The organism is Vibrio sp. SCSIO 43153, from assembly GCF_023716625.1.
Taxonomy (GTDB): domain Bacteria; phylum Pseudomonadota; class Gammaproteobacteria; order Enterobacterales; family Vibrionaceae; genus Vibrio; species Vibrio rotiferianus.
The window spans coordinates 1,473,002-1,492,617 of record NZ_CP071855.1 but is presented as its reverse complement, the minus strand read 5'-3'; the positions used below and the strand labels follow the sequence as shown (position 1 = coordinate 1,492,617).

The 19,616-nt window shown below is 43.6% G+C and carries 19 protein-coding genes, 2 tRNA genes and 1 riboswitch; of the genes, 8 read left to right on the top strand and 13 right to left on the bottom strand.

Annotation, left to right across the window (positions count from 1 at the left end):
• Position 1: 1 nt before the first annotated feature.
• The 9 genes from J4N37_RS06800 to hppD all read right to left on the bottom strand — a co-directional run bounded on the left by J4N37_RS06800 (position 2) and on the right by hppD (position 8,011).
• On the bottom strand, positions 2-1,753 hold the full coding sequence (locus J4N37_RS06800) for a hypothetical protein (protein WP_252041998.1): 1,752 nt from the start codon (positions 1,751-1,753) through the stop codon (positions 2-4).
• Between the two features lie 614 nt (positions 1,754-2,367).
• Positions 2,368-2,444 (bottom strand) — tRNA-Val (locus J4N37_RS06795).
• Positions 2,445-2,490: 46 nt separating this feature from the next.
• Positions 2,491-2,567, bottom strand: a tRNA-Val gene (locus J4N37_RS06790).
• A gap of 179 nt (positions 2,568-2,746) precedes the next feature.
• Complete coding sequence (locus tag J4N37_RS06785) at positions 2,747-3,085, bottom strand: hypothetical protein (protein WP_010447842.1); 339 nt, start codon at positions 3,083-3,085, stop codon at positions 2,747-2,749.
• A 146-nt stretch (positions 3,086-3,231) separates the two neighbouring features.
• Complete coding sequence (locus J4N37_RS06780; protein WP_010447841.1) at positions 3,232-3,894, bottom strand: DUF2726 domain-containing protein; 663 nt, start codon at positions 3,892-3,894, stop codon at positions 3,232-3,234.
• 184 nt (positions 3,895-4,078) lie between these two features.
• Positions 4,079-4,747 (bottom strand): maleylacetoacetate isomerase, encoded by a 669-nt coding sequence (gene maiA, locus J4N37_RS06775; protein ID WP_252041997.1) that lies wholly within the window; start codon positions 4,745-4,747, stop codon positions 4,079-4,081.
• A gap of 20 nt (positions 4,748-4,767) precedes the next feature.
• Complete coding sequence (locus J4N37_RS06770) at positions 4,768-5,805, bottom strand: fumarylacetoacetate hydrolase family protein (protein WP_252041996.1); 1,038 nt, start codon at positions 5,803-5,805, stop codon at positions 4,768-4,770.
• Positions 5,806-5,814: 9 nt separating this feature from the next.
• Positions 5,815-6,945 carry a homogentisate 1,2-dioxygenase gene (locus tag J4N37_RS06765; RefSeq protein WP_252041995.1) on the bottom strand — a complete coding sequence of 377 codons (1,131 nt, stop codon included), beginning with the start codon at positions 6,943-6,945 and terminating at the stop codon, positions 5,815-5,817.
• Entirely contained in the window at positions 6,938-8,011 is a 1,074-nt protein-coding gene (gene hppD, locus J4N37_RS06760) for a 4-hydroxyphenylpyruvate dioxygenase (protein ID WP_071235453.1), read from the bottom strand. Before hppD ends, J4N37_RS06765 begins: the two co-directional genes overlap by 8 nt.
• A gap of 388 nt (positions 8,012-8,399) precedes the next feature.
• Here hppD and J4N37_RS06755 point away from each other — a divergent pair, with 388 nt between their 5' ends.
• Positions 8,400-8,861, top strand: coding sequence for a TetR family transcriptional regulator (locus J4N37_RS06755; RefSeq protein ID WP_038887163.1), 462 nt, complete (start codon positions 8,400-8,402; stop codon positions 8,859-8,861).
• A 163-nt stretch (positions 8,862-9,024) separates the two neighbouring features.
• Here the strand turns inward: J4N37_RS06755 and J4N37_RS06750 are convergent, their stop codons facing one another.
• Together J4N37_RS06750 and J4N37_RS06745 are read right to left on the bottom strand one after the other, a co-directional pair.
• Complete coding sequence (locus J4N37_RS06750) at positions 9,025-9,759, bottom strand: hypothetical protein (RefSeq protein WP_010447830.1); 735 nt, start codon at positions 9,757-9,759, stop codon at positions 9,025-9,027.
• 31 nt (positions 9,760-9,790) lie between these two features.
• Positions 9,791-9,949: a hypothetical protein gene (locus J4N37_RS06745; protein WP_010447828.1), complete on the bottom strand. Its 159-nt coding sequence runs from the start codon at positions 9,947-9,949 to the stop codon at positions 9,791-9,793.
• 529 nt (positions 9,950-10,478) lie between these two features.
• Positions 10,479-10,580, top strand: a riboswitch (glycine riboswitch).
• Positions 10,581-10,697: 117 nt separating this feature from the next.
• Between J4N37_RS06745 and J4N37_RS06740 the strand changes: the two genes are divergently transcribed.
• Entirely contained in the window at positions 10,698-12,074 is a 1,377-nt protein-coding gene (locus tag J4N37_RS06740) for an alanine/glycine:cation symporter family protein (RefSeq protein WP_010447826.1), read from the top strand.
• Between the two features lie 51 nt (positions 12,075-12,125).
• Here J4N37_RS06740 and J4N37_RS06735 read toward each other — a convergent pair whose 3' ends face one another.
• Positions 12,126-12,692 (bottom strand): threonine transporter RhtB, encoded by a 567-nt coding sequence (locus tag J4N37_RS06735; RefSeq protein ID WP_252041994.1) that lies wholly within the window; start codon positions 12,690-12,692, stop codon positions 12,126-12,128.
• On the bottom strand, positions 12,692-13,327 hold the full coding sequence (locus tag J4N37_RS06730; protein WP_252041993.1) for a LysE family translocator: 636 nt from the start codon (positions 13,325-13,327) through the stop codon (positions 12,692-12,694). The genes J4N37_RS06735 and J4N37_RS06730 overlap by 1 nt, the downstream gene beginning before the upstream one ends.
• 309 nt (positions 13,328-13,636) lie before the next feature.
• On the opposite strand from J4N37_RS06730, the gene J4N37_RS06725 reads away from it, so the two are divergent.
• From J4N37_RS06725 to J4N37_RS06700, 6 genes are all read left to right on the top strand, one after another.
• Positions 13,637-14,131 (top strand): hypothetical protein, encoded by a 495-nt coding sequence (locus J4N37_RS06725; protein WP_252041991.1) that lies wholly within the window; start codon positions 13,637-13,639, stop codon positions 14,129-14,131.
• 85 nt (positions 14,132-14,216) lie between these two features.
• Positions 14,217-14,711: a hypothetical protein gene (locus tag J4N37_RS06720; RefSeq protein ID WP_010447818.1), complete on the top strand. Its 495-nt coding sequence runs from the start codon at positions 14,217-14,219 to the stop codon at positions 14,709-14,711.
• An 85-nt stretch (positions 14,712-14,796) separates the two neighbouring features.
• Positions 14,797-15,501 carry a fimbrial biogenesis chaperone gene (locus J4N37_RS06715; protein WP_010447816.1) on the top strand — a complete coding sequence of 235 codons (705 nt, stop codon included), beginning with the start codon at positions 14,797-14,799 and terminating at the stop codon, positions 15,499-15,501.
• 2 nt (positions 15,502-15,503) lie between these two features.
• Positions 15,504-16,187, top strand: coding sequence for a fimbria/pilus periplasmic chaperone (locus tag J4N37_RS06710; RefSeq protein WP_252041990.1), 684 nt, complete (start codon positions 15,504-15,506; stop codon positions 16,185-16,187).
• A complete protein-coding gene (locus tag J4N37_RS06705) occupies positions 16,171-18,651 on the top strand; it encodes a fimbria/pilus outer membrane usher protein (RefSeq protein ID WP_252041989.1) in 2,481 nt (826 codons plus the stop codon). Before J4N37_RS06710 ends, J4N37_RS06705 begins: the two co-directional genes overlap by 17 nt.
• The gene (locus J4N37_RS06700; protein WP_353505819.1) at positions 18,641-19,519 is read left to right on the top strand and encodes a hypothetical protein; all 879 of its coding nucleotides are present in this window, start codon (positions 18,641-18,643) and stop codon (positions 19,517-19,519) included. The genes J4N37_RS06705 and J4N37_RS06700 overlap by 11 nt, the downstream gene beginning before the upstream one ends.
• The last annotated feature ends 97 nt before the right edge of the window (positions 19,520-19,616 follow it).

Genomic DNA, 19,616 nt, shown 5'->3' with positions numbered 1-19,616 from the left:
ATTACACTGCAATTTTACTGTTTACAACATTCGACATTTCACGCGTTAACGCTTGGTAATCGCGGGTAAATTGCTGCGTAATCGTTGCAAGCGCTTCACCCATTTCATTCATAGTTCGGTTGATTTCTTGCTGCATTTGTAGATCAAGCACTTCCACTTGTTTCTCAACTGCGCTACCAGTTCTACCTACTGACTGCGTGATCTGGTCTTCTAAGCTATCGAATGTTCTACGTACTGCCTCTGCCTGCACTTTGAACACTTCTTCTAGAGTGGTTTCTAAGCGATCGTGAAGTTTTTTGATCGCTGATGTCGTTTCTGACTGAATTTCTTTCGTGCTATTTAGTAACTCTTGGTTGGCTTCTTTTAGAACATTGCCTGTTTCTCGTGCATCGTCTTTAATATCGGCAACCAGTACGCGAAGCTGTCCATTCAGCTCAGTAATTGAGTCTTCAAGGTGTTGCCTGATCTGCTCTGTCGTATCAGTTAGATGACTGGTCACATTGCTTAGGCCGCCTGTCGCTGTGCCCACTTGATCTTGGAACGTCGTTGATGCTTCCAATAATTGCCCACCCAACGTTTGAGAGCTTTCAATTAGTTGGCTCGATACATTCTCGGCTCCCGCTTCCAAGTTTGTACGCATATGTTCAACACTCTGAGTCGCAGTCGAACTGAAGTTATCAATAATGTTTTGTGACTCTTGCAGCATTGATTCGTAATGTGTCGAAGCCGCTTTAACTGATTCACCAATTACCGACATGGTATTATCCATTTGCTCGCGAATTTGCGGCATTGCTTCTACTGCTTTATCACGAAGATCTTTAAATGCTTCTAAGCGATGCTCGAGCTCCGTCACTTGACCATGACCTAACTCCATAACTTGATGAAGTTTTTCCATAGTCGCTGGGATGGCTTCTGTACGTTCATTGATGCTAGCTACTGACTTCTCTGTCGAAGATATAGCATCTACACCTAGCTGATACTTCGTGGCCATATCTGCTAGTTGGTCTTTATAGTTTTCTTGCCAATCAACGAGTTTCTTCACTGACTCGTCTAATCGCTTAAAGTTCTCACCAAACTGCTCTGTCAGTTTGTCATTAAACTCAACAATGACTTCTTTCAGTGCATTAATAACTTGCTCTGTTGCAGACTTAGATAAAAGTTCACCGAACTCATCCATTTTTTGCCAGAGTTTAAACTGGAATTGCTCACTCCCCTCGGCTGCTTTTTCCATATGGTGAGCTAATGATTTGTTTCCATCGTTGATATCTACACGCAGGTTTTTAATTTGAGAAGTCAATGATGAATCTTCATCACCTTTGATCGCAGATAGCAGCTCATTGGAAGCATTCAGTTGAGCCGACATAACAGAGTAAATATCTTCAGGTCCTATACCCTTTACTGTATCTTCACCTTTTTGCGGAATGGCTCCAAGAATAGCCTTATAAATGATCGATGCAGCCATACCAACTAGACTGGTTAAAAATGCAGTCTTCAAGCCTGCAAGCAGAGATTCAATACTTCCATCGATGTCTGTTGGATTGAATTCCATCAAACCTACAACAATACCTGCAAAAGTACCTAGGATACCCAAAGAGGTAAGGATGTTAGTTGTACTTGCCGTAAATCTCGGTGCTTTTCCTAGAAAAGCCAAAATACTAGAAGTTACAAGTAGAAAAAGGATGGTATAGATGAATGCATCCGAAATAGATGCAGCACTATAAGAAGCGATGATAGAAGCAAGAAAATCAGTCATTTTTTAGTAAATCAGTTGTATAAGGAGGTGGATTTTTCCGGATTTTACTCACAAAATAAACAGTATTCCATACTTTTTTTGTATTTTTATAACTCGCTTTGTCTGGATGCAAAATGAACAGCTTTAAGTTCAACTAACTCTTTGATCATGACAACCACTTCTGCAATTTCTTGTTCACAGTTCATCGCTAATGCTTTGTTCACATCATAACTCTTAGCGTTACTTGCCCTAATTTCACAGTTTACTGCGATATAATTGTTAATTGACTTAACCGATGGCCTCGCTCAATAAAAATAGGCTTTGGCCCAATATCGATAAGAACTTCTAAGTAATTTCTTTGATTAATTCTGCAAGTTATTAGCGTATCTGTCCCAAGAAAATCACTTAGGAACTAGATAGCAAGTCTCTGATAATTGCTGTAACTAGATGCTTGCACATGATGGGAATCACTATTGATTACATTTGTTGGGGGCTCAACACTTTAAAGACGTTTGTAAGCTTATGAAATGCCAGCAGAGGAAGAAGGATAGCTAAAGCTAGCCACCTTAATATTCCAGATACAACAAAGCCCGCTAGATTAGCGGGCTTTGTGTTTGTTCACGAGGAACTAAATTTGGTGGGTCCGGGCGAACTCGAATCGCCGACCCCTACCATGTCAAGGTAGTACTCTAACCAACTGAGCTACGGACCCAAATTTAATGTTCAGCATACTTTGGTTTTAGTATGGCTTTAAGGAGTGGTGGGTCCGGGCGAACTCGAATCGCCGACCCCTACCATGTCAAGGTAGTACTCTAACCAACTGAGCTACGGACCCATTCCTTAAGAACGAGAAGGATATTAGCTATATCCTATGAGGGGTGCAAGTATAAATTAACTAACTTTGAATCGTTTGGCGAAAATCTAAACTTAACGCCCGTTTTCAGACGATTTTATCGTCAAAGCCACGCCTGACTGGGCGTAAAAGTGTGATCTACTTAACTTTTGTATTTTAGATTAATTATCATAAGGCACTTCATTCAGCATCCAAATCTGCAGAACTTGCGACACATTTGGACAGTAGCCAAACAGAATCTGATATTTCGGTTCAAACGGTTCACCAATGTACGTCGTGCGGATCAGTTCGCCAGTTTTAAGATCAACTTGTGTACTCACCCGCCCCTTAAAGTTCTGGAAAATCGCAAACTGCTCGCTGTGGTAAACCATCTGCTCACGATAAAACAAGAAGTGGTCTTGCGGTGTGTCTATCAGTTGGCATTCAAGTGGTTTGAGTGACTGCTGAGCGTTGCTACTGAATGCGAGTAGCAGTGCAGAAAGAATCCATCCATATCGCATAACACGTCCCTATTCTTCTTTCTTTATCAAAGTATAGGAGCTATCGGAGCCACTGTTGCAAAGTGCGGTTCTTATGGCCTTACATAAACAAAAAGGCTTCGACTAGTGAGTCGAAGCCTCTCTTAAAAGCGACATGCTAGCAGCATCTATTCACTTTCTGTATCAAACACCACATTATAGTTTTCGGTGTAAGTACAGTTTGGTTGACGGCTACAAGTAAAGAATCGTCTCCCTTTAAAATCTCCTTGGCTTGCCGTTCTAATGATCATCGGGCTGCCACACTTCTTGCAAAAACGTATTTCTTTATCAGGCTCAATCAAATCAATATGCGCGGCCAATAAGCGGCGTAAACGGCCGACTTGGTAGCTGTGTTTTACAGATGCGCCAATCAAAGGTAAATTCGCCGATTTGCATACATGCATCAGCAACTTTTGGCGCTCGACTTTACCTTTATGAAGTTGCTGACCATTGTCCAGTTCAATGATCACTCTTGGCTCTAACGTTCTCGGATCGCAGATAACGTAATCAAAGTAACTACGTGAGATTCTGTTACTCGCAACGAAAAACTGTTTCTTGTTTTTAATGTCCTTTGGAACAACGACGTTGGACATATTAACCTTGGCAAGTACGACTCCGTGCTCACCTACCGCAGCTCGCAATGCATTGAAAAACGCGCTTTCTGGCCCTTTCAATACTGGCCCTTTAGAACGATACGGGTAATCTTTCGTATCATCCTGCTTCACAACATACTTTTGAATAATAAAGAAGAAAACAACCAGAAGAACAACAATGATAAAGATGTTGGTCATAGATAAAGTGCGCCCAAAACAAACAGTTACTCAAAGCCTAATGGGAAAACTACAGCAGAGCAACAAAACTGATAAAAATTGCGGGGTGATAATAACAGTAGCGGGCGATTTGCGTTAATCAAACAAGAATATAAACGGGCTCAACTGGAGCCCGTTTGTTAATCGTTAAGGTACAGAGAAAGTATTAGCTATTTGCGTCGGCTTGATTCTCTGGCATGGCATCAATAAACGCTGGCAGTTGATTACACGCCTCTACAATCGAATTGATTACAGGATAAGGTGTCATGTCCACGCCAAATCGCAACGCGTTGTATACTTGCGGCACTAAGCACATATCAATAACAGAGGGATTGTCAGTCACACTGTAGGTACAGTTTCCATGTTGTTGTCGATGCAGAGTTAACTTCTCTTCCAATGCCGTAAAGCCTTGATTTACCCAATGATGAATCCATTCGATTTTTGTCTCTTGGTCACAAGACATCGCCCCTTCTAGATACTGCAACACGCGCAAGTTGTTAAGAGGGTGAATTTCCATCGCGATATCTTGGGCCATTGCTAATACTTGGTATCTCAGCGGTGATTGCTCTGGAATCACAGGTACTTGAGGATACTGCTCATCGAGATACTGAATGATGGCAAGAGACTGATTTAACTGAACATCACCATCCACCAGCACTGGCACGAGTTCAGAAGCGTTTAACTCATGATATTCCGCGCTGTGCTGCTCGCCGCCATTACGTACCAAATGAACCGATTTTGAATCGTAACCCAAGGCTTTCAAGTTTAAACAAATGCGAACTCGATAAGCCGCCGAAGAACGCCAGTAGCCATAGAGGGTGATGTTATCGCTCATCGCTTCCTTACCTCTCACTGTTAGTGTTTTAGGTATTGGCTGACTTGCTGATCAATCGCGCCAAAGATCGAGTTACCATCTGCGTCAAACATCTCTAGCTTGATTGCGTCACCAAACGACATAAACCTTGTCGATGGCTTACCATCACGAATGGTTTCAATCATTCGCACCTCTGCAATACACGAGTAGCCCACACCACCTTCTTCGATAGAGGTACCATGCTCGGTGCCCTGCTTGTTCGATACCGTACCAGAACCAATGATCGCCCCAGCAGAAAGTGGACGGGTTTTGCTTGCATGGACAATCAAATCAGCGAAGTCAAACGTCATATCAACGCCAGCATTCGGGCAGCCAAACGGCTTGTGATTGTAGGTTGAGACAAGCGGCAGATGCACTTTATTCTCATACCATGCTTCGCCAAGTTCATCTGGTGTTACCGCAACGGGAGAGAACGCCGATGACGGTTTTGATTGGAAGAAGCCAAAACCTTTGGCGAGCTCTGCTGGGATCAAACCGCGTAACGAAACATCATTGACCAACATGATGAGACGAATCGATTCTTGCGCTTCGGCAATGCTTGCTCCCATCGGAACATCACCTGTGATCACCGCAACTTCACCTTCGAAATCGATGCCCCACTCGTCGCTGGCAAATTCTATGTTGTCACAAGGGCCAATAAACGTATCTGAACCACCTTGATACATAAGCGGATCAGCCCAAAAGCTTTCCGGCATTTCTGCACCGCGCGCTTTACGCACTAGCTCGACGTGATTGACGTACGCACTTCCGTCTGCCCATTGATATGCGCGAGGTAGTGGTGACTCTAGATAGTGGGATTCAAACTCTTCGCATCCCGATACGTCACCGCTATTTAATGCGCTATAAAGCTCTTCAAGTTGTGGCGCAACTCTGTCCCAATTATCCAATGCCACTTGCATGGTTGGCGCGAGGTGCATTGCATGGAAAATTTCGGTTGCAGGTACGCATATTGTTAGGTCTTTGCTCACGACCATCAACAGACCATCGCGAGTACCATTTTTCTTGGTTGCTAATTTCATCCTTGCCCCTTACTTCTCTTGCCAGCTATAGACGTATTCTTTGTTTTCAACCTTATCGAGTTCATCAGAGAACTCGAGCGCGTGGCGTGTATCAATCATCACTGCCACTTCATCAGTAAACTTCTTCTTATATTCCTGACCTGCTTTGAACGCTTTCGGGTGTGGCCCGTGTGTAAAGCCCGCCGGATGGAAAGTCACCATGCCTGCTTCTATGTTGTCACGGCTGAAGAAATCCCCTGCATGGTAGAACAAGACTTCGTCATAATCGTCATTATTATGATAGAACGGCACCTTCAGAGCACCAGGGTCGCTCTCGATTGGACGAGGTACAAACGTACACACCACGAATCCTGCACCAACAAATGTGGTATGTGCGGAAGGCGGTAAGTGATAACGATGCGACATCAACGGTCGAATATCACGCCAGTTCACTTTCACCACCGCTAAGTCACCATGCCAACCAATGGCATCAAGTGGATTGAATGGATAAGTAATGACGCTGACTTGATCGTGACGCTTCACCTGTACCTGTGTTTGCTCTTCTGAGTATTGCGCGCGAAATTCGTCGTTAATCGAAGGCGTTTCCAGTACTGCCGGGTCGAACACCGCATGATTGCCCACCATGCCTTTTTCTGGCAAAGAATAAGCGGCATCGGTGTTTTCGATCATCAGAACGAACATCGGTTCACTTGGCTCTAATCGCCAACTGGTTGAGCGAGGGATCATCACGTAATCCCCTTCGCTCACTTTGAGATGACCATAGTCGCAATAAAGGTCGGCTGTTCCGTGATGAATGAATAGTAGCTCATCACCATCAGCGTTACGCACCAAGAAGTCCATTTTTTCATCCATACGCCACACGCGAACCTTACAGTTTGCGTTGTGTAGAAGGTGTGGCACTGCCCAAGGCGAAATCTGGCTCGCCGTTTCAACTAGGTTGAAATCGAAAGCGCGCGGACGTAAGTCCCCCTCCCATTCAGACCAGCCTGTCGGTGCATGTTGATGATGAAAGTGTGTTGCTGGGCCGAAGAATCCACTTCGACCTGCTTCACGTTCGTAAATTGCCTCTTCCGGGAAGTCAGCATGTGCTTGCTTGGAGCACACTCCCTCCCGATGAGGGAATGTGATCCATTTATGCATCGCTTAGTACTCCTCGGCGGATTTGGTCTTCTTCAATCGATTCAAACAGCGCTTTGAAATTACCTTCACCAAAGCCCTCATTGCCTTTACGTTGAATGATTTCAAAGAACACCGGGCCAATTACAGTCTGAGTGAAGATTTGCAGCAAAATACCGTCTTTGGTCGGCGCGCCGTCTATTAAAACTCGTAAATCACGTAGTTTGCTAACATCTTCGCCGTGCCCTTTCACACGCTCGTCCACTTTCTCGTAGTAGGTGTCTGGCGTCGGCATAAACTCCATTCCACGATCACGGAGCGTTTGAACGGTTTGATAAATATCATCGGTGGTCAGCGCGATGTGCTGAATACCTTCACCGTTGTATTCACGAATGAACTCTTCAATCTGCGATTTGTCATCAGAAGACTCATTGATTGGAATGCGGATCTTGCCACAAGGTGCGGTCATTGCGCGGCTAACAAGACCGGTCAGTTTACCTTCGATATCGAAATAGCGGATCTCGCGGAAGTTACCAATGCGCTCGTAGAATCCTGACCACACATCCATATTGCCTTGCTTCACGTTGTGGGTCAGATGGTCAATTTCATACATACCAACGTCGGCTTTCGCTAAACGCTCGTCGGCATCGTCATAGAAACGGAAGTCGACATCGTAAATACTCTGCTTGCCGTAACGATCCACGAAGTACAGGAGGCTTTCACCAATACCGTATATCGCTGGAATGCTCAGCTCCATTGGACCAATTTCAGTTTTGTACTCAACGCCACCGTTATCCAGCGCTTGCTTTAATGCAACGTTCGCGTCTTTCACACGAAACGCCATGCCACAAACCGATGGGCCGTGAACTTTAGCAAAGCCTTCTGCTTGACTGTGTGGCTGGGCGTTAACGATAAAGCTGATGTCACCTTGTCGGTACAGCCAAGCCTCTTTAGAACGGTGTTTTGCGATCTCTGCAAAACCCAACGATACAAACAGCGCTTTTAACTGTTCAATGCCTTCGCTATTCGCCGCTGTGTATTCCACAAATTCGAATCCATCCGTTCCTAATGGGTTGTAGGTGTCCACCATGACTTTCTCCTTATGTCATTGCTGTATTTGAACATGCGTTCTCGTTCGATATTTCTAACTTGGCGCAGGAGGAGAAAAATTGGAATACATGAGTGGAAATCTGGCTTTACGCAGTTTTAAACGGCAGTTGTAAAATTTGTGTTACACACAATTTTGCAATAGCAAACGTTTACGACAATTATACGGAAAGCGAGCTATATCAATGCATTATCATATCCATCAGCAATTTACACACCACAAGCAAATGTAAACAAGTTGTTACCTTGGCTATTTTTATGGCCAGTTATGCGCATTTCTCATGCGAACAACGTCAATATTAGGTTTCCGATATAGAATGGCGGACGATAAGTGGTAGTATCTTTTTTTAATCACAACACTGGCAATAGTTATGGCGCGCCGAACACAAGAAGATACCCAAATCACCATCAACACCATTCTCGATGTTGCAACAGAGCAATTGATAACGCTTGGTTACGAGAAAATGTCTTACACAACGTTGAGTGAGCAGACAGGGATATCGAGGACGGGGATCAGCCACCACTTCGCAAAGAAAGTAGATATTCCATGTGCGCTGCAAGGTCGCCTACTCAAGCTGATGGTTGAAAAGTTAGATCTCTCAAAGAATGAGACTGTGTTTATAGCGAGTTGGCAGAAAGCTCTCGAAGACGGTCAGTTCTTGGCGATATGGCGCCTCGCTTTCCAAATGACGATAGGCAGACATCATCAACCTTACGTTTATGAGCTAACCTCTCAGGTAGAGAGCTTAGTCGCTTATAAGCTCAGCCAACCATGTTATAAGACTATTGAATGGCTGATAGGGTTAACGCTTATGAAAATAGGGAAAGCGTAAAATTATACCAATCACAGTAAGTAACTGGAGTTAGCGCAGGAAAAACGTCTGAAAACAAGGCTAACATTTTTGATTAGTGGTTATTTACTAAGACGGTATTAGATACAACAAAGGAGCTCAGTGAGCTCCTTTTTAATAGGTGGTCACTACCGAAGCGATGGTGCTATAAACCCATGTCTTCAGTAATATCTTTAATCTGCTTTAAGTCCATTTTATTGACTTCAATAAGCTGGTCAACTTGGCTTAAACGAGAGTTTGCTTCATCGTGCTTATCACAGGCGTCAGATTTCACATCCCAAGATTTGCCTTCTAAGAAAACATCACACTCTTTCTTTAGCTTCTCAATTTTAGGCAATAGTGCTTCGCGCTCTTTCTCAAGAGACTCAAGCTCTTGCGATATTTGTAATTCTTTGCGGAACACCTCTCGAGAACGCTCGAACATCGTCGCTTGCATATCGGCTTGGCGATTCAACTTGTCGTTTTCATTCTTGGTGCTGCTTAATTTGTTTTTCTGCTCTTTCACCTGTGATTCAAGTGCAAGGTTCACTTTTTCGACTTCGGTTAACTGTTCTTGAAGTGCTTTTAATTCGGCTTTATGAGCTTCTTCTTTCTCTGCCAACAGTGTCGCTACTTTTGCATCAACTTCTTGATCTAGGCTCGCTTCACGTGTTTTTACTTGAGAGACCAAGTCAGTTTTGTCTTGTGTCAGTGCTTGGTACTTTTCTTCCAACACTTGATACGTGGACTCCCACTTGCTCGCTGTCATTGCCGAGCCAGCTAAACCACCAAATGCCAGACCCAACACTGCCGCAATCGCAATATAAATATGAGTACGCTTATCGCGCTCCTCAATGACAACTACTTCGTCTTGATCTTCAATATTGTTCTGAGAAGTCACCGTATCTTACTCCAAGGGATCTACTGATTTGCTAGCGAGTGAGTTCCGCAATCATGATTGATGCGGTATAAATTAAGAATGCGCCAATCAAGGTAATGACGGTCGCTTTTTGGACTTTTTCATTGGTACGATAACGAAATAACACAAACGCTAACGCCACCAGTACTGCAATGGCTAACAATCTGGTCATACTGCCTCCTTGTCCAACTCTGAGAACCTATCTGACTCCATAGACAGTCTCGCAAAAACTCATTGTAACCTATTTCTACGGAGCATACGGTCAACATAGCGTAGAATTTAAAGCGATTGCTCCCGTTTTGATCAAATTAATGTTCTAATTTGAACAACATATCATCAGCCAATCGAAATCCCATCGCGCTCTAGAATCCTTTCTCGACCTTCCATACACACCAAGAATAAACCCAATTGCACGTAATTTGTTTAATTAATCGACAAACCTATGAAATCAAAGCCACAACATCCGCATAATGTATTGAAAATAAATCTTCATTTGGTGTTGAAATGGTAACAAAACATGATAGAGTTCACACGTTAATGGTGACCAGCATCATTAACTAACCTTTACTCATTTGATTGAGTAAATGTTCCGATGAAGACTGCAGGAGAGTGGTTATTAACTAAATTTTAACATTTAGTTAGGGTAACTCGCCGAAGAATTAACTATTTCAGGTGCTACTTAGGTAGCGGGGACTGTAGTTGGAGGAACCTCTGGAGAGAACCGTTAAATCGGTCGCCGAAGGAGCAAGTCCTACACATTTGTGTAGGGTGAAACTCTCAGGCAAAAGGACAGAGGAGTGGAAAGTAACAACCTAACTATTTGGCGTTCCCGCCTACTTTAAATAGCTTGGCTCTATTAGAGATCTTTGATCTCGTCCTTTCCCTCTTCTCCTTATTAGTTGTTTTATTAAGGGGAAATCATGAACGACCTACAATCTTTACTTCAAACCATTGATAACTTTGTCTGGGGTCCACCACTGCTACTTTTGCTTGTGGGAACCGGTGTTTACTTCACTTTTAGCCTAGGCTTGATCCAATTTAAGCACCTACCAACTGCGTTAGCGATGGTATTTCGTAAAGATAAGTCATCTGATAAACAGGGTGACGTTTCTAGCTTTGCTGCGCTGTGTACTGCGCTGTCTGCAACAATTGGTACAGGTAACATCGTTGGTGTTGCTACCGCAATCAAACTTGGTGGCCCTGGTGCCCTATTCTGGATGTGGCTTGCCGCTCTATTCGGAATGGCAACCAAATACGCGGAGTGTCTTCTTGCGGTGAAATACCGTCGCGTTGACGACAAAGGCCAAATGATTGGTGGCCCTATGTACTACCTACAATATGGTGTTGGCTCGAAAGCGCTTGCGATCATGTTTGCGGTATTTGCACTGGGTGTAGCGTGTTTTGGTATCGGTACCTTCCCTCAAGTGAACGCGATTCTTGATGCCAGCGAAATTTCTCTCGGTGTAAACCGTGAACTTGCTGCTTTCATCCTGACTCTATTGGTTGCGTTTGTCACTTTGGGTGGTATTAAATCCATCGCGAGTGTTGCAGGTAAAGTGGTTCCGGCAATGGCAGTGTTTTACGTACTGGCTTGTTTGAGCGTGATCATCATGAACGCTGACCAATTGCTAAACGCCGTTGAGTTGGTGTTGGTGTCTGCCTTCACTTCAACCGCAGCGACAGGTGGTTTCTTGGGGGCAAGCATTATGCTAGCCATCCAGTCAGGTATCGCTCGCGGTGTATTCTCAAACGAATCTGGTTTGGGTAGTGCACCGATGGCAGCTGCGGCAGCGAAAACAGACTCTTGTGTTAAACAAGGTCTGATTTCAATGACGGGTACCTTCTTCGATACCATCATCATTTGTACTATGACAGGTCTAGCTTTGATCCTGACAGGCGCTTGGCAAAGTGACTTCTCTGGTGCAGCGATGACAACGCACGCATTTGCTGTAGGCTTGAACGCAGAGACATTTGGTCCAATGCTGGTGTCTATCGGCCTGATGTTCTTCGCGTTTACCACCATTCTTGGTTGGAACTACTACGGTGAGCGTTGTGTGGTATTCCTGTTCGGTACTAAAGCAGTGCTGCCATACAAACTGATTTTTGTTGGTTTGGTAGCTTCAGGAGCTTTCCTTCACTTAGACATGATTTGGCTGCTGGCTGATATTGTGAATGGTTTGATGGCAATCCCTAACCTGATTGGTTTGATTGCTCTACGCCATGTCGTGTTGGAAGAGACGAAGCTGTTCTTCAAATCCTCGTCTCAATCTGATGATTTTGATGCAGTGAAAGCATAAACCGAGTTAGAAACTTTAAGCCCGCTGATTTCAGCGGGCTTTTTTATTTTGCTAATCTCTCAGCCATTGGTGTTCGACCTCTTCCCCTTGCTTTTCAAAAAATGAAGAGTGCTGTTGTTTAAACTGATCGACTTTAATGTCATCAATAGGCCACTGTTTAAAGTCTTCATTGATAACTGCTTTTTCTACACCAAACTCAAGCGACACAAGCTTAGGTCTGACATTACGATGAAAGTAGGTTTCTCCGCTACTGTCACACACCATAGGAACATGGGATGCGGGTTCGCTGTTAATCGATACCATGGCCCAAATACTAGAGTCCGGCTTACAGCTCTCCTCTTTGACCACATCAATTTCAAACTTATTATCCAGTGTCGTCATAACATAAATAGCCAATGACTCTTCTAGATAGACGCGCCTTAGTAAAAGCTGCTTTGTGTCTTGTGTTCTAGCTTGTTGGATACCGTTTGAAAACGGATGGAAGTATGACCAATGCCACTGCCAGTCCATGTCTCTCTGTTCAAATTGAAGCTGCGGTACGGCTTTCCAAGCGACAGCGCCAACCATCGCTGCCAGAAAAAGGAGGAGAATTAATATCAATTGAATAAGTAAACGCATTAGACTGGCTTTTCTACTAGTAACTTAACACCAAGAACAACTAATACCGCACCCGTTGCCCCTTCCATCCACTTCATAAAGCGCGCATTTTTCAGCAAGCTTTTCGCCGAATTGAGTGCTCCGGCCAAACCACATTGCCAAACCATCGCAATCATAAAATGAATCATCGCCATCGTCATCGACTGCAACAACGGTGAACCTTCTGGGTTCACAAACTGCGGCAAGAACGCAAGATAAAATACGGCAGTTTTCGGATTCAATACGTTAGAAAGAAAACCTTCTCGAAAAGATCGCTTCCCACTATAGGCCTGATGAACTTGCTCTGAGACTGCAATACCACCATTGGCCTTCATCAATGCTCTTAAACTACTTAGACCCAGCCATATCAAGTACGCCGCACCAATCATTTTAACGGTTTGGAAAAGCTCTGCAGATTGCGCAAGAATGGCAGAGATACCAACCGCTGAGAAAAAAGCGTGCACAAACAGCCCAAAACAAATCCCTAAACTGGTCGTGCAACCATCTTTCAGTCCAGAGCGACTGGTATTACGGATCACCAAAGCAGTATCCAAACCAGGCGTTAAGGTCAAAATGGCAATGGCAACCAAAAAGGCCTCAAAATTTAAAATATCCATATCATTGATTGAGTTATTGAGAATTACCCATCAATACCGCCAATCAGTGTGTTCTGCAAGTCCATTTTTAGAAATCAGCATGTAAAGGCTCTACCCCACCAAAGAAAATGGCCATTTTCCATGGCAACGACCTCTGTATCAGTTGCTTACACCTGCTCTCAACCTTGAGTTTATTCACCAGAAAAATACAAAACTACAACTATATCTACAACTTTTATGTATCGCTTCCAACTTGTTTACTACTTCATTATTCATAGGGAGACTTATAGTTTTGTTAGTTCAAACGTATTAATTCACAAAGGACGTCAGATGTGCCGACTCAAAGCGAATTTGATTTATTTGACGGTTTCCCAGTTTTGGATGTTGGGATATGTCCAAGCTGACAGCCTATCGATGAATATATCTGGCTATATCGGTGATCAATGTGAAGTAAATTTTGGTTCTAATGACACTATGGACTTTTCTGATGAAATATCAAGAACACTACCTTTTGACATATATTGCAACCAACCAATAGTGCTTACTATTAGTTCAAAATACGGCGGTCTTAAACACGAAGATAATGAACTTGTAAACCTCACTCATTATTCCATCAATTTGGATGTTAGCTCAATAAATATCGCTGCAGAGTTAAACAGTGAGGATATTACCACACCAGTACAAATTGACAGTTTTGGCGCTATTCCTTTTTCCACTGTTGGGGAACTAGGAGTAACGCTTGAGCATAGCTTGCTATACGCAGGCTATTATAAAGACGTCATTGAAATTGATATCTACCCATCAATAAATAACGTCACGAAGTAGGAAATCTGCAATTTCGCAGAAAAACTAGCTCGGCAGGATTTGAGCTAAACATGAATGTTATCTCTTGAGTTAAAGGAATCTTCTTATGAAAAAACTAACGATTTGCGCAGCAGCAATTACTGCTTTATTTGGTACTCAGGTCAATGCTGCACCGGGCGATGTTCAATTAGTTGGTTATGTTTCACCTGTTTGTGAAGTTACAGGGCTTGCTACTCAACTTCTTGATTTCGGCGATGTAACGAATATTCAAACTGTATCACTCAACCTGGGTATGCAATGTAATGATGTTGATGGTGCAACCGTTTCTCTAACCAGCTCAGAAGGTGGTTTGGAATCTGATGATAATGAGGACTTTGCGCTGGAATACACAGCTACGTTTACTCCTACCGGTTTGTCTCCTCTGGTTTTGAATGCACCTGGTGGTCCTGGTCTTAATGATGTATCGGTAGATGTTGCCTACCCTGGTTCATCTACGTTGGCAGGCGGTGTAGGCGCAACCTTAACGGTAGCAACGACTGAAACAGCGGCTTGGGCTGGCGGCTACTCTGATACGTTAACTGTGAATATCACATCAAACTAATCGATATTCTTCCCCCCCAATGGGAGGCTTAGGCACGGGCCTCCCTATAACAACAGCAACACCGATGAACTTGATGGAGCTCAACATGTCTCGTTGGATAAATTTAGTAGTACTATCTTTAGTTTGTTCTTATGCACACGCTTATAAAGTCGAGCCTATGGTTGCAGAAATGGAACCTCTCGGCAAACGAGCACAGATGTCCATGCGTATAGACAACACCTCCCGAGCGCCCCTCACCGTTGAGCTCTATCCTTTTTCTATGACAATGGATGAGCACGGAAAAGAAACCATCCGTGCAGCGGATGACGAGTTGCTTGTCATACCCGTAACCGCCATTATTGAACCAGGTCGTTCCCAGTCTGTGATGATCCGATACTTAGGCGACCCATCGATCACTCAATCAAAATCGTATCGTATTGCCGTTAAGCAAGTAGAGGTTAAGCGAGGTGATGGCAACAACGGTCAACTTGGGTTATTGCTCCAGTTCAATACACTTGTCAATGTGAGACCAAAGAATACAGCACCAGCTCTTGATATTAAGAGTGTGCAAGAAGGGGAAAATAAGTGGATCGTTGAAGTCGAAAATACTGGAAACAGTTATGGCAGATTAACGAAAACTAACTGGCGAGTAACTGATGGAAACCATTCTAAATACCTCAAGGGCATCGACATTAGTAAGCTGATAGCGGGGACATTAGTGTTACCACATTCGACACGCTATTTTGACATGCAGCCGCTGGATGGATTTGATGCATCTAAGGTATCAATCGAGATCGATCAGGATGAATAACAATGAGAATAATGAGTCTACTTGGCGTTCTCCTATTACTCGTGAGCTACCCATCGTTAGCCATTATTATTTCACCTACAGTTTTAGAGCTGAATACAAGCAAGAGTAATAATGCTCAGTTGATTGTCACCAATAACTCCAATATCAAATTACCTATTGAAGTGACCGTTAAAAAGATTGTATTCAATGAAGATGGGAAATACTCGACTCATAATATCAATCACGAAGAAATTTTAGTTTTCCCACCAGCAGCAATGTTAATGCCGGGGAAAAAACAAACATTTCGAGTGCAATGGTTAAAGAGTAAGCCTATTAATCATTCAGAGAGTTATTTCATTCGATTTAGTGAAGCTAAGGTAAAAGACAATGAAGAAACTCAACGTAGCAATAACGTAACAACCGACGTTGACTTAAATATACATTATAACGCGCTAGTTCATGTGTTCGACCAAACATTAAGGCCCAATGTATACGCCCATATTGATGAACTCGGTGCCATTACACTTGAAAATAGAGGCTCTCGATACACATTTTCATCACTCGTTCGTTTTGGTGAGTTAAATTCTGAGGCAAATGATCTGCTGCAAAACGAAATTGGGCAGCAATTCTTACCTCCTCATTCATTAATAAAGTTACCGTCATCTTCAACCTTACCTGCCGGTCTATATCATGGAAAAGAACAATGAATTGAGTTTATTATTGAAGTTCTTCTTACTGACCCTACTCTCACTGTTTCTAACAAATAGTGTCTCCCATAGTCGAGAAGTCGTTCTGAACCCGACTGGCAGGGATATCGAATTGGTCTCTTTAGTTAAGATCAGTGATACTGTACTCGGTGAAGCTTCTATCACCATCACCGCAGACGATTCCATTGTATTACCCAAAGAGAGCACACTAGATCTATTATCTTCTTCAGTTTCACAGCAAGCCATCCAGAGGCTTCGTGAAGTAAACAACCTTGAAACGCTCACACAAGTTGACTTTGAAAAAGTCGGACTGGGCTTACAGTTCGATCTTTCAACCCTAGAGTGCATCATCGCCGTCCCAAATGAGCTAAGCCTCACACAGCAAATCTCGTTGTCCGATAATAACGATCATTACAATTACATCGAGCCAAGCTTTTACAGTGGTTATTTGAACATTTTCCTAAACGCAAATGAAACCCAATCATTTGATGAGCAAAGCTCTAGAACCAGCCTTTATAGTTCTCGACTAGATTCTGGCCTAAACATCGGTTCACTTAACATTGAGTATGAGTCCATCTTTGAAAATGGCTCTGAAAAAGAATCGACATACAATAGAGAAGGCACGCGGATCAATGTTGACTTCCCTACCCAAGGTACAAGGCTAGTCGTCGGTGACATGTACAATCCCGGCACTAGTTTTCAAGATGGCACTGACGTTCTTGGGCTCGGCATTACGCGAGACTTTACGCTTATCCCCACCCGAAATGTTCGACCAAAAGCAAATCAGTCTTTTACGCTGCAAAGAACCTCAAGTGTTGACGTTGTGATTGACGGTATTGTTGTGCAACGATTAACGCTTGGTGCAGGCAGTTATAACTTGAATGACATCCCCTTGGCTCAAGGAACGAACGATGTAGAACTCGTGATTACTGACTCATCCGGTCAACAAGAACGCATCCAGTTTTCGATTGCCACAGGTAACGACTTATTGGACAGCGGAGAGTTTGAATATAGCCTGATGTATGGTGCGCCTTCATTTTTCGACAATGGCGCCATAGATTATTTGTCAGATCAAAGACTCGCTCATGGTTACTTAGATTTTGGTGTGACACCCTGGTTAACACTCGGTGTTAACGCTCAGACAAGAGAAAAGCTGTATCAATATGGCTTTTCTGCTCTATTTGCGAATTCTCTTGGCATTACCGAACTTTCTGGCTCCCAAAGCCACCATCCCGAGTTTGGAGATGGACACGCCTATAAAGTGGCGTTTGATGCTGAGTTTTCTGACGCCAATTCATGGCAGCCTCAACTTAGCCTAGTTTACGAATATCAATCCGAGAATTTTTCTGGCGTCAGTGACCTAGACTCAACCCAATCACCATTGAATTTAACCACACATTATGCGTCAGCTTTTGCTGCTGTTTACATTTACGATAGTTTGAGAGCCGCAGTGACATTCAACTATCGCTCTGGCCTCGATAAAAACAATGATTATTGGTCAGTCAGCCCGAGCTTATCTGGTCCTTTTTTTGGCACACCTGCTACTTGGAGTGCTCGCGTAAACTATCAGAATAATGAGGTAGACTCAGATGAAGTCAACACAACACTAACTCTGAGTTGGCCGCTTAGTAAACAGTCTCGCGTAGTCGGCCGATACTCTACTGAAATCGATCAAGCTTCGCTCGACTACACCTATCAAAACAACGTTGGCAATACTGGCGGGGTATCTGGTTTTGCATCTGTCGTTACCGACAGAGAGACGGATTCTAGCGTCGACCTCGGCATTAACTATGCCGCAAATCGATACCAATTCATTGCGGACCACTCTTCACGCCTTGAAGATCTAGACGAGGACAGACGAAATCACTCCACAAGAATCGAAATTGGTAGTGCCCTCGCCTTTGCAGGAACCTCTGTTACGATTGGCCGCCCTGTACGTGAAGCATTTGCGGTTGTAAGCAAGCATTCAAGCTTAGAAGACAACGCTATCGCGATAGACCCAACTAAAGATGGTGACTACGCCCGCATCTATAGTACTAGTCAACATAACGTATTAATCCCGGATCTGGTCGCCTACAACACACAACTGATTAGTTACGACGTAGAGGATCTTCCTCCTGGCTATGATCTTGGAGAAGGTGCCTTTTGGCTCAATCCCGGAAACAAGCAAGGGTACGCTCTTCAGATTGGTTCCGATGCCGTCTTAACCGTTATAGGCACTCTTTTAGATAGACAAAGTGGCAGCCCCATCCCTCTTGTGGCAGGAACAGCAAGCTACTTAGGAACGGGAAAGCAGCTGCCAATTGAGTTTTTTACGAATAGATATGGCTTATTTGCGATATCTGGCTTGAAACCTGGGCGCTATAAGCTCGAACTTGATACCAAACAAAAGCAAACCGTCACCATTGATTTAAGTGAACAACAAGAAGTCCTGATAAGACTGGGAGAGCTCTATGTTGATTAGATCATCCTTTTACCTGATTTCCCTTATTACAGCCTTGCAATCCAATTCGGTGGTAGGTTGTCAAATAAACTCACTGAGCATTGAGCCTATTGCAACGCCTTATAGCTATGATGTCTTTGCCAATGGACCTTATGCGATGACCAACTCTTATAAAGCTGCCGCAGATATTGTAGGCGAAAATTGTCATGTTGAGATGTCACTGCAGATGGAAGACGTGACGACGACATTAACGGGCAGTAACCAGCAAACTCTCGCATTTACATGGGCTGGCGGCAACGGTACGTCCGTTGCAAACCAATGGCAATTTGTACTAACAGAACAATCACCCTCGGCCATCATACAAATGCGTTACCCAGCAAAGCAGTGGCTCCCGGCAGGCTCCTACAGCGGAACACTACAGCTTGCGGTAGCTTATTCTTCAATGTTGAACCAAACACCATTATCACCTGCAATTACGACGGTGAATGTCACGGTTAACCCGATTGCAAAAATACAATTTTATGGATTAACTCAGAGGCAATACGACTTAGATTTGGGCAACTTGTACTCAAACAAAGTGATCAGTAATGCGCCAAATTTATGGGTTCAAAGTAACAGTCCTTATCAAATTACCGTTACTTCTAGCCACCAAGGGAAGTTAAGGCATCAATCGAATGATGGACAGTGGGACATCGATTACCAACTTTCGTTTGATAGCCAAGTGATTGACTTAGACCTTTTGGAGGCTCAAGTGAACAAAAGTGAAATGACTTCTGGGCTACCCATTGCTCTTAACTTTGTCATTGGTGACACGTTCAACAGACCGGGAGGAAAGTATAGCGACACTCTAGATATATCTATTGAGCCACTTCTTTCACAACAACCATAGGCATTCCCAATGATGAGACAGTAAAGAGTGGCAAGTGCAATATCAGTGAACTATGGTGATATTGTTAACATTAAGTGCTAAGACAAAATTACTATTT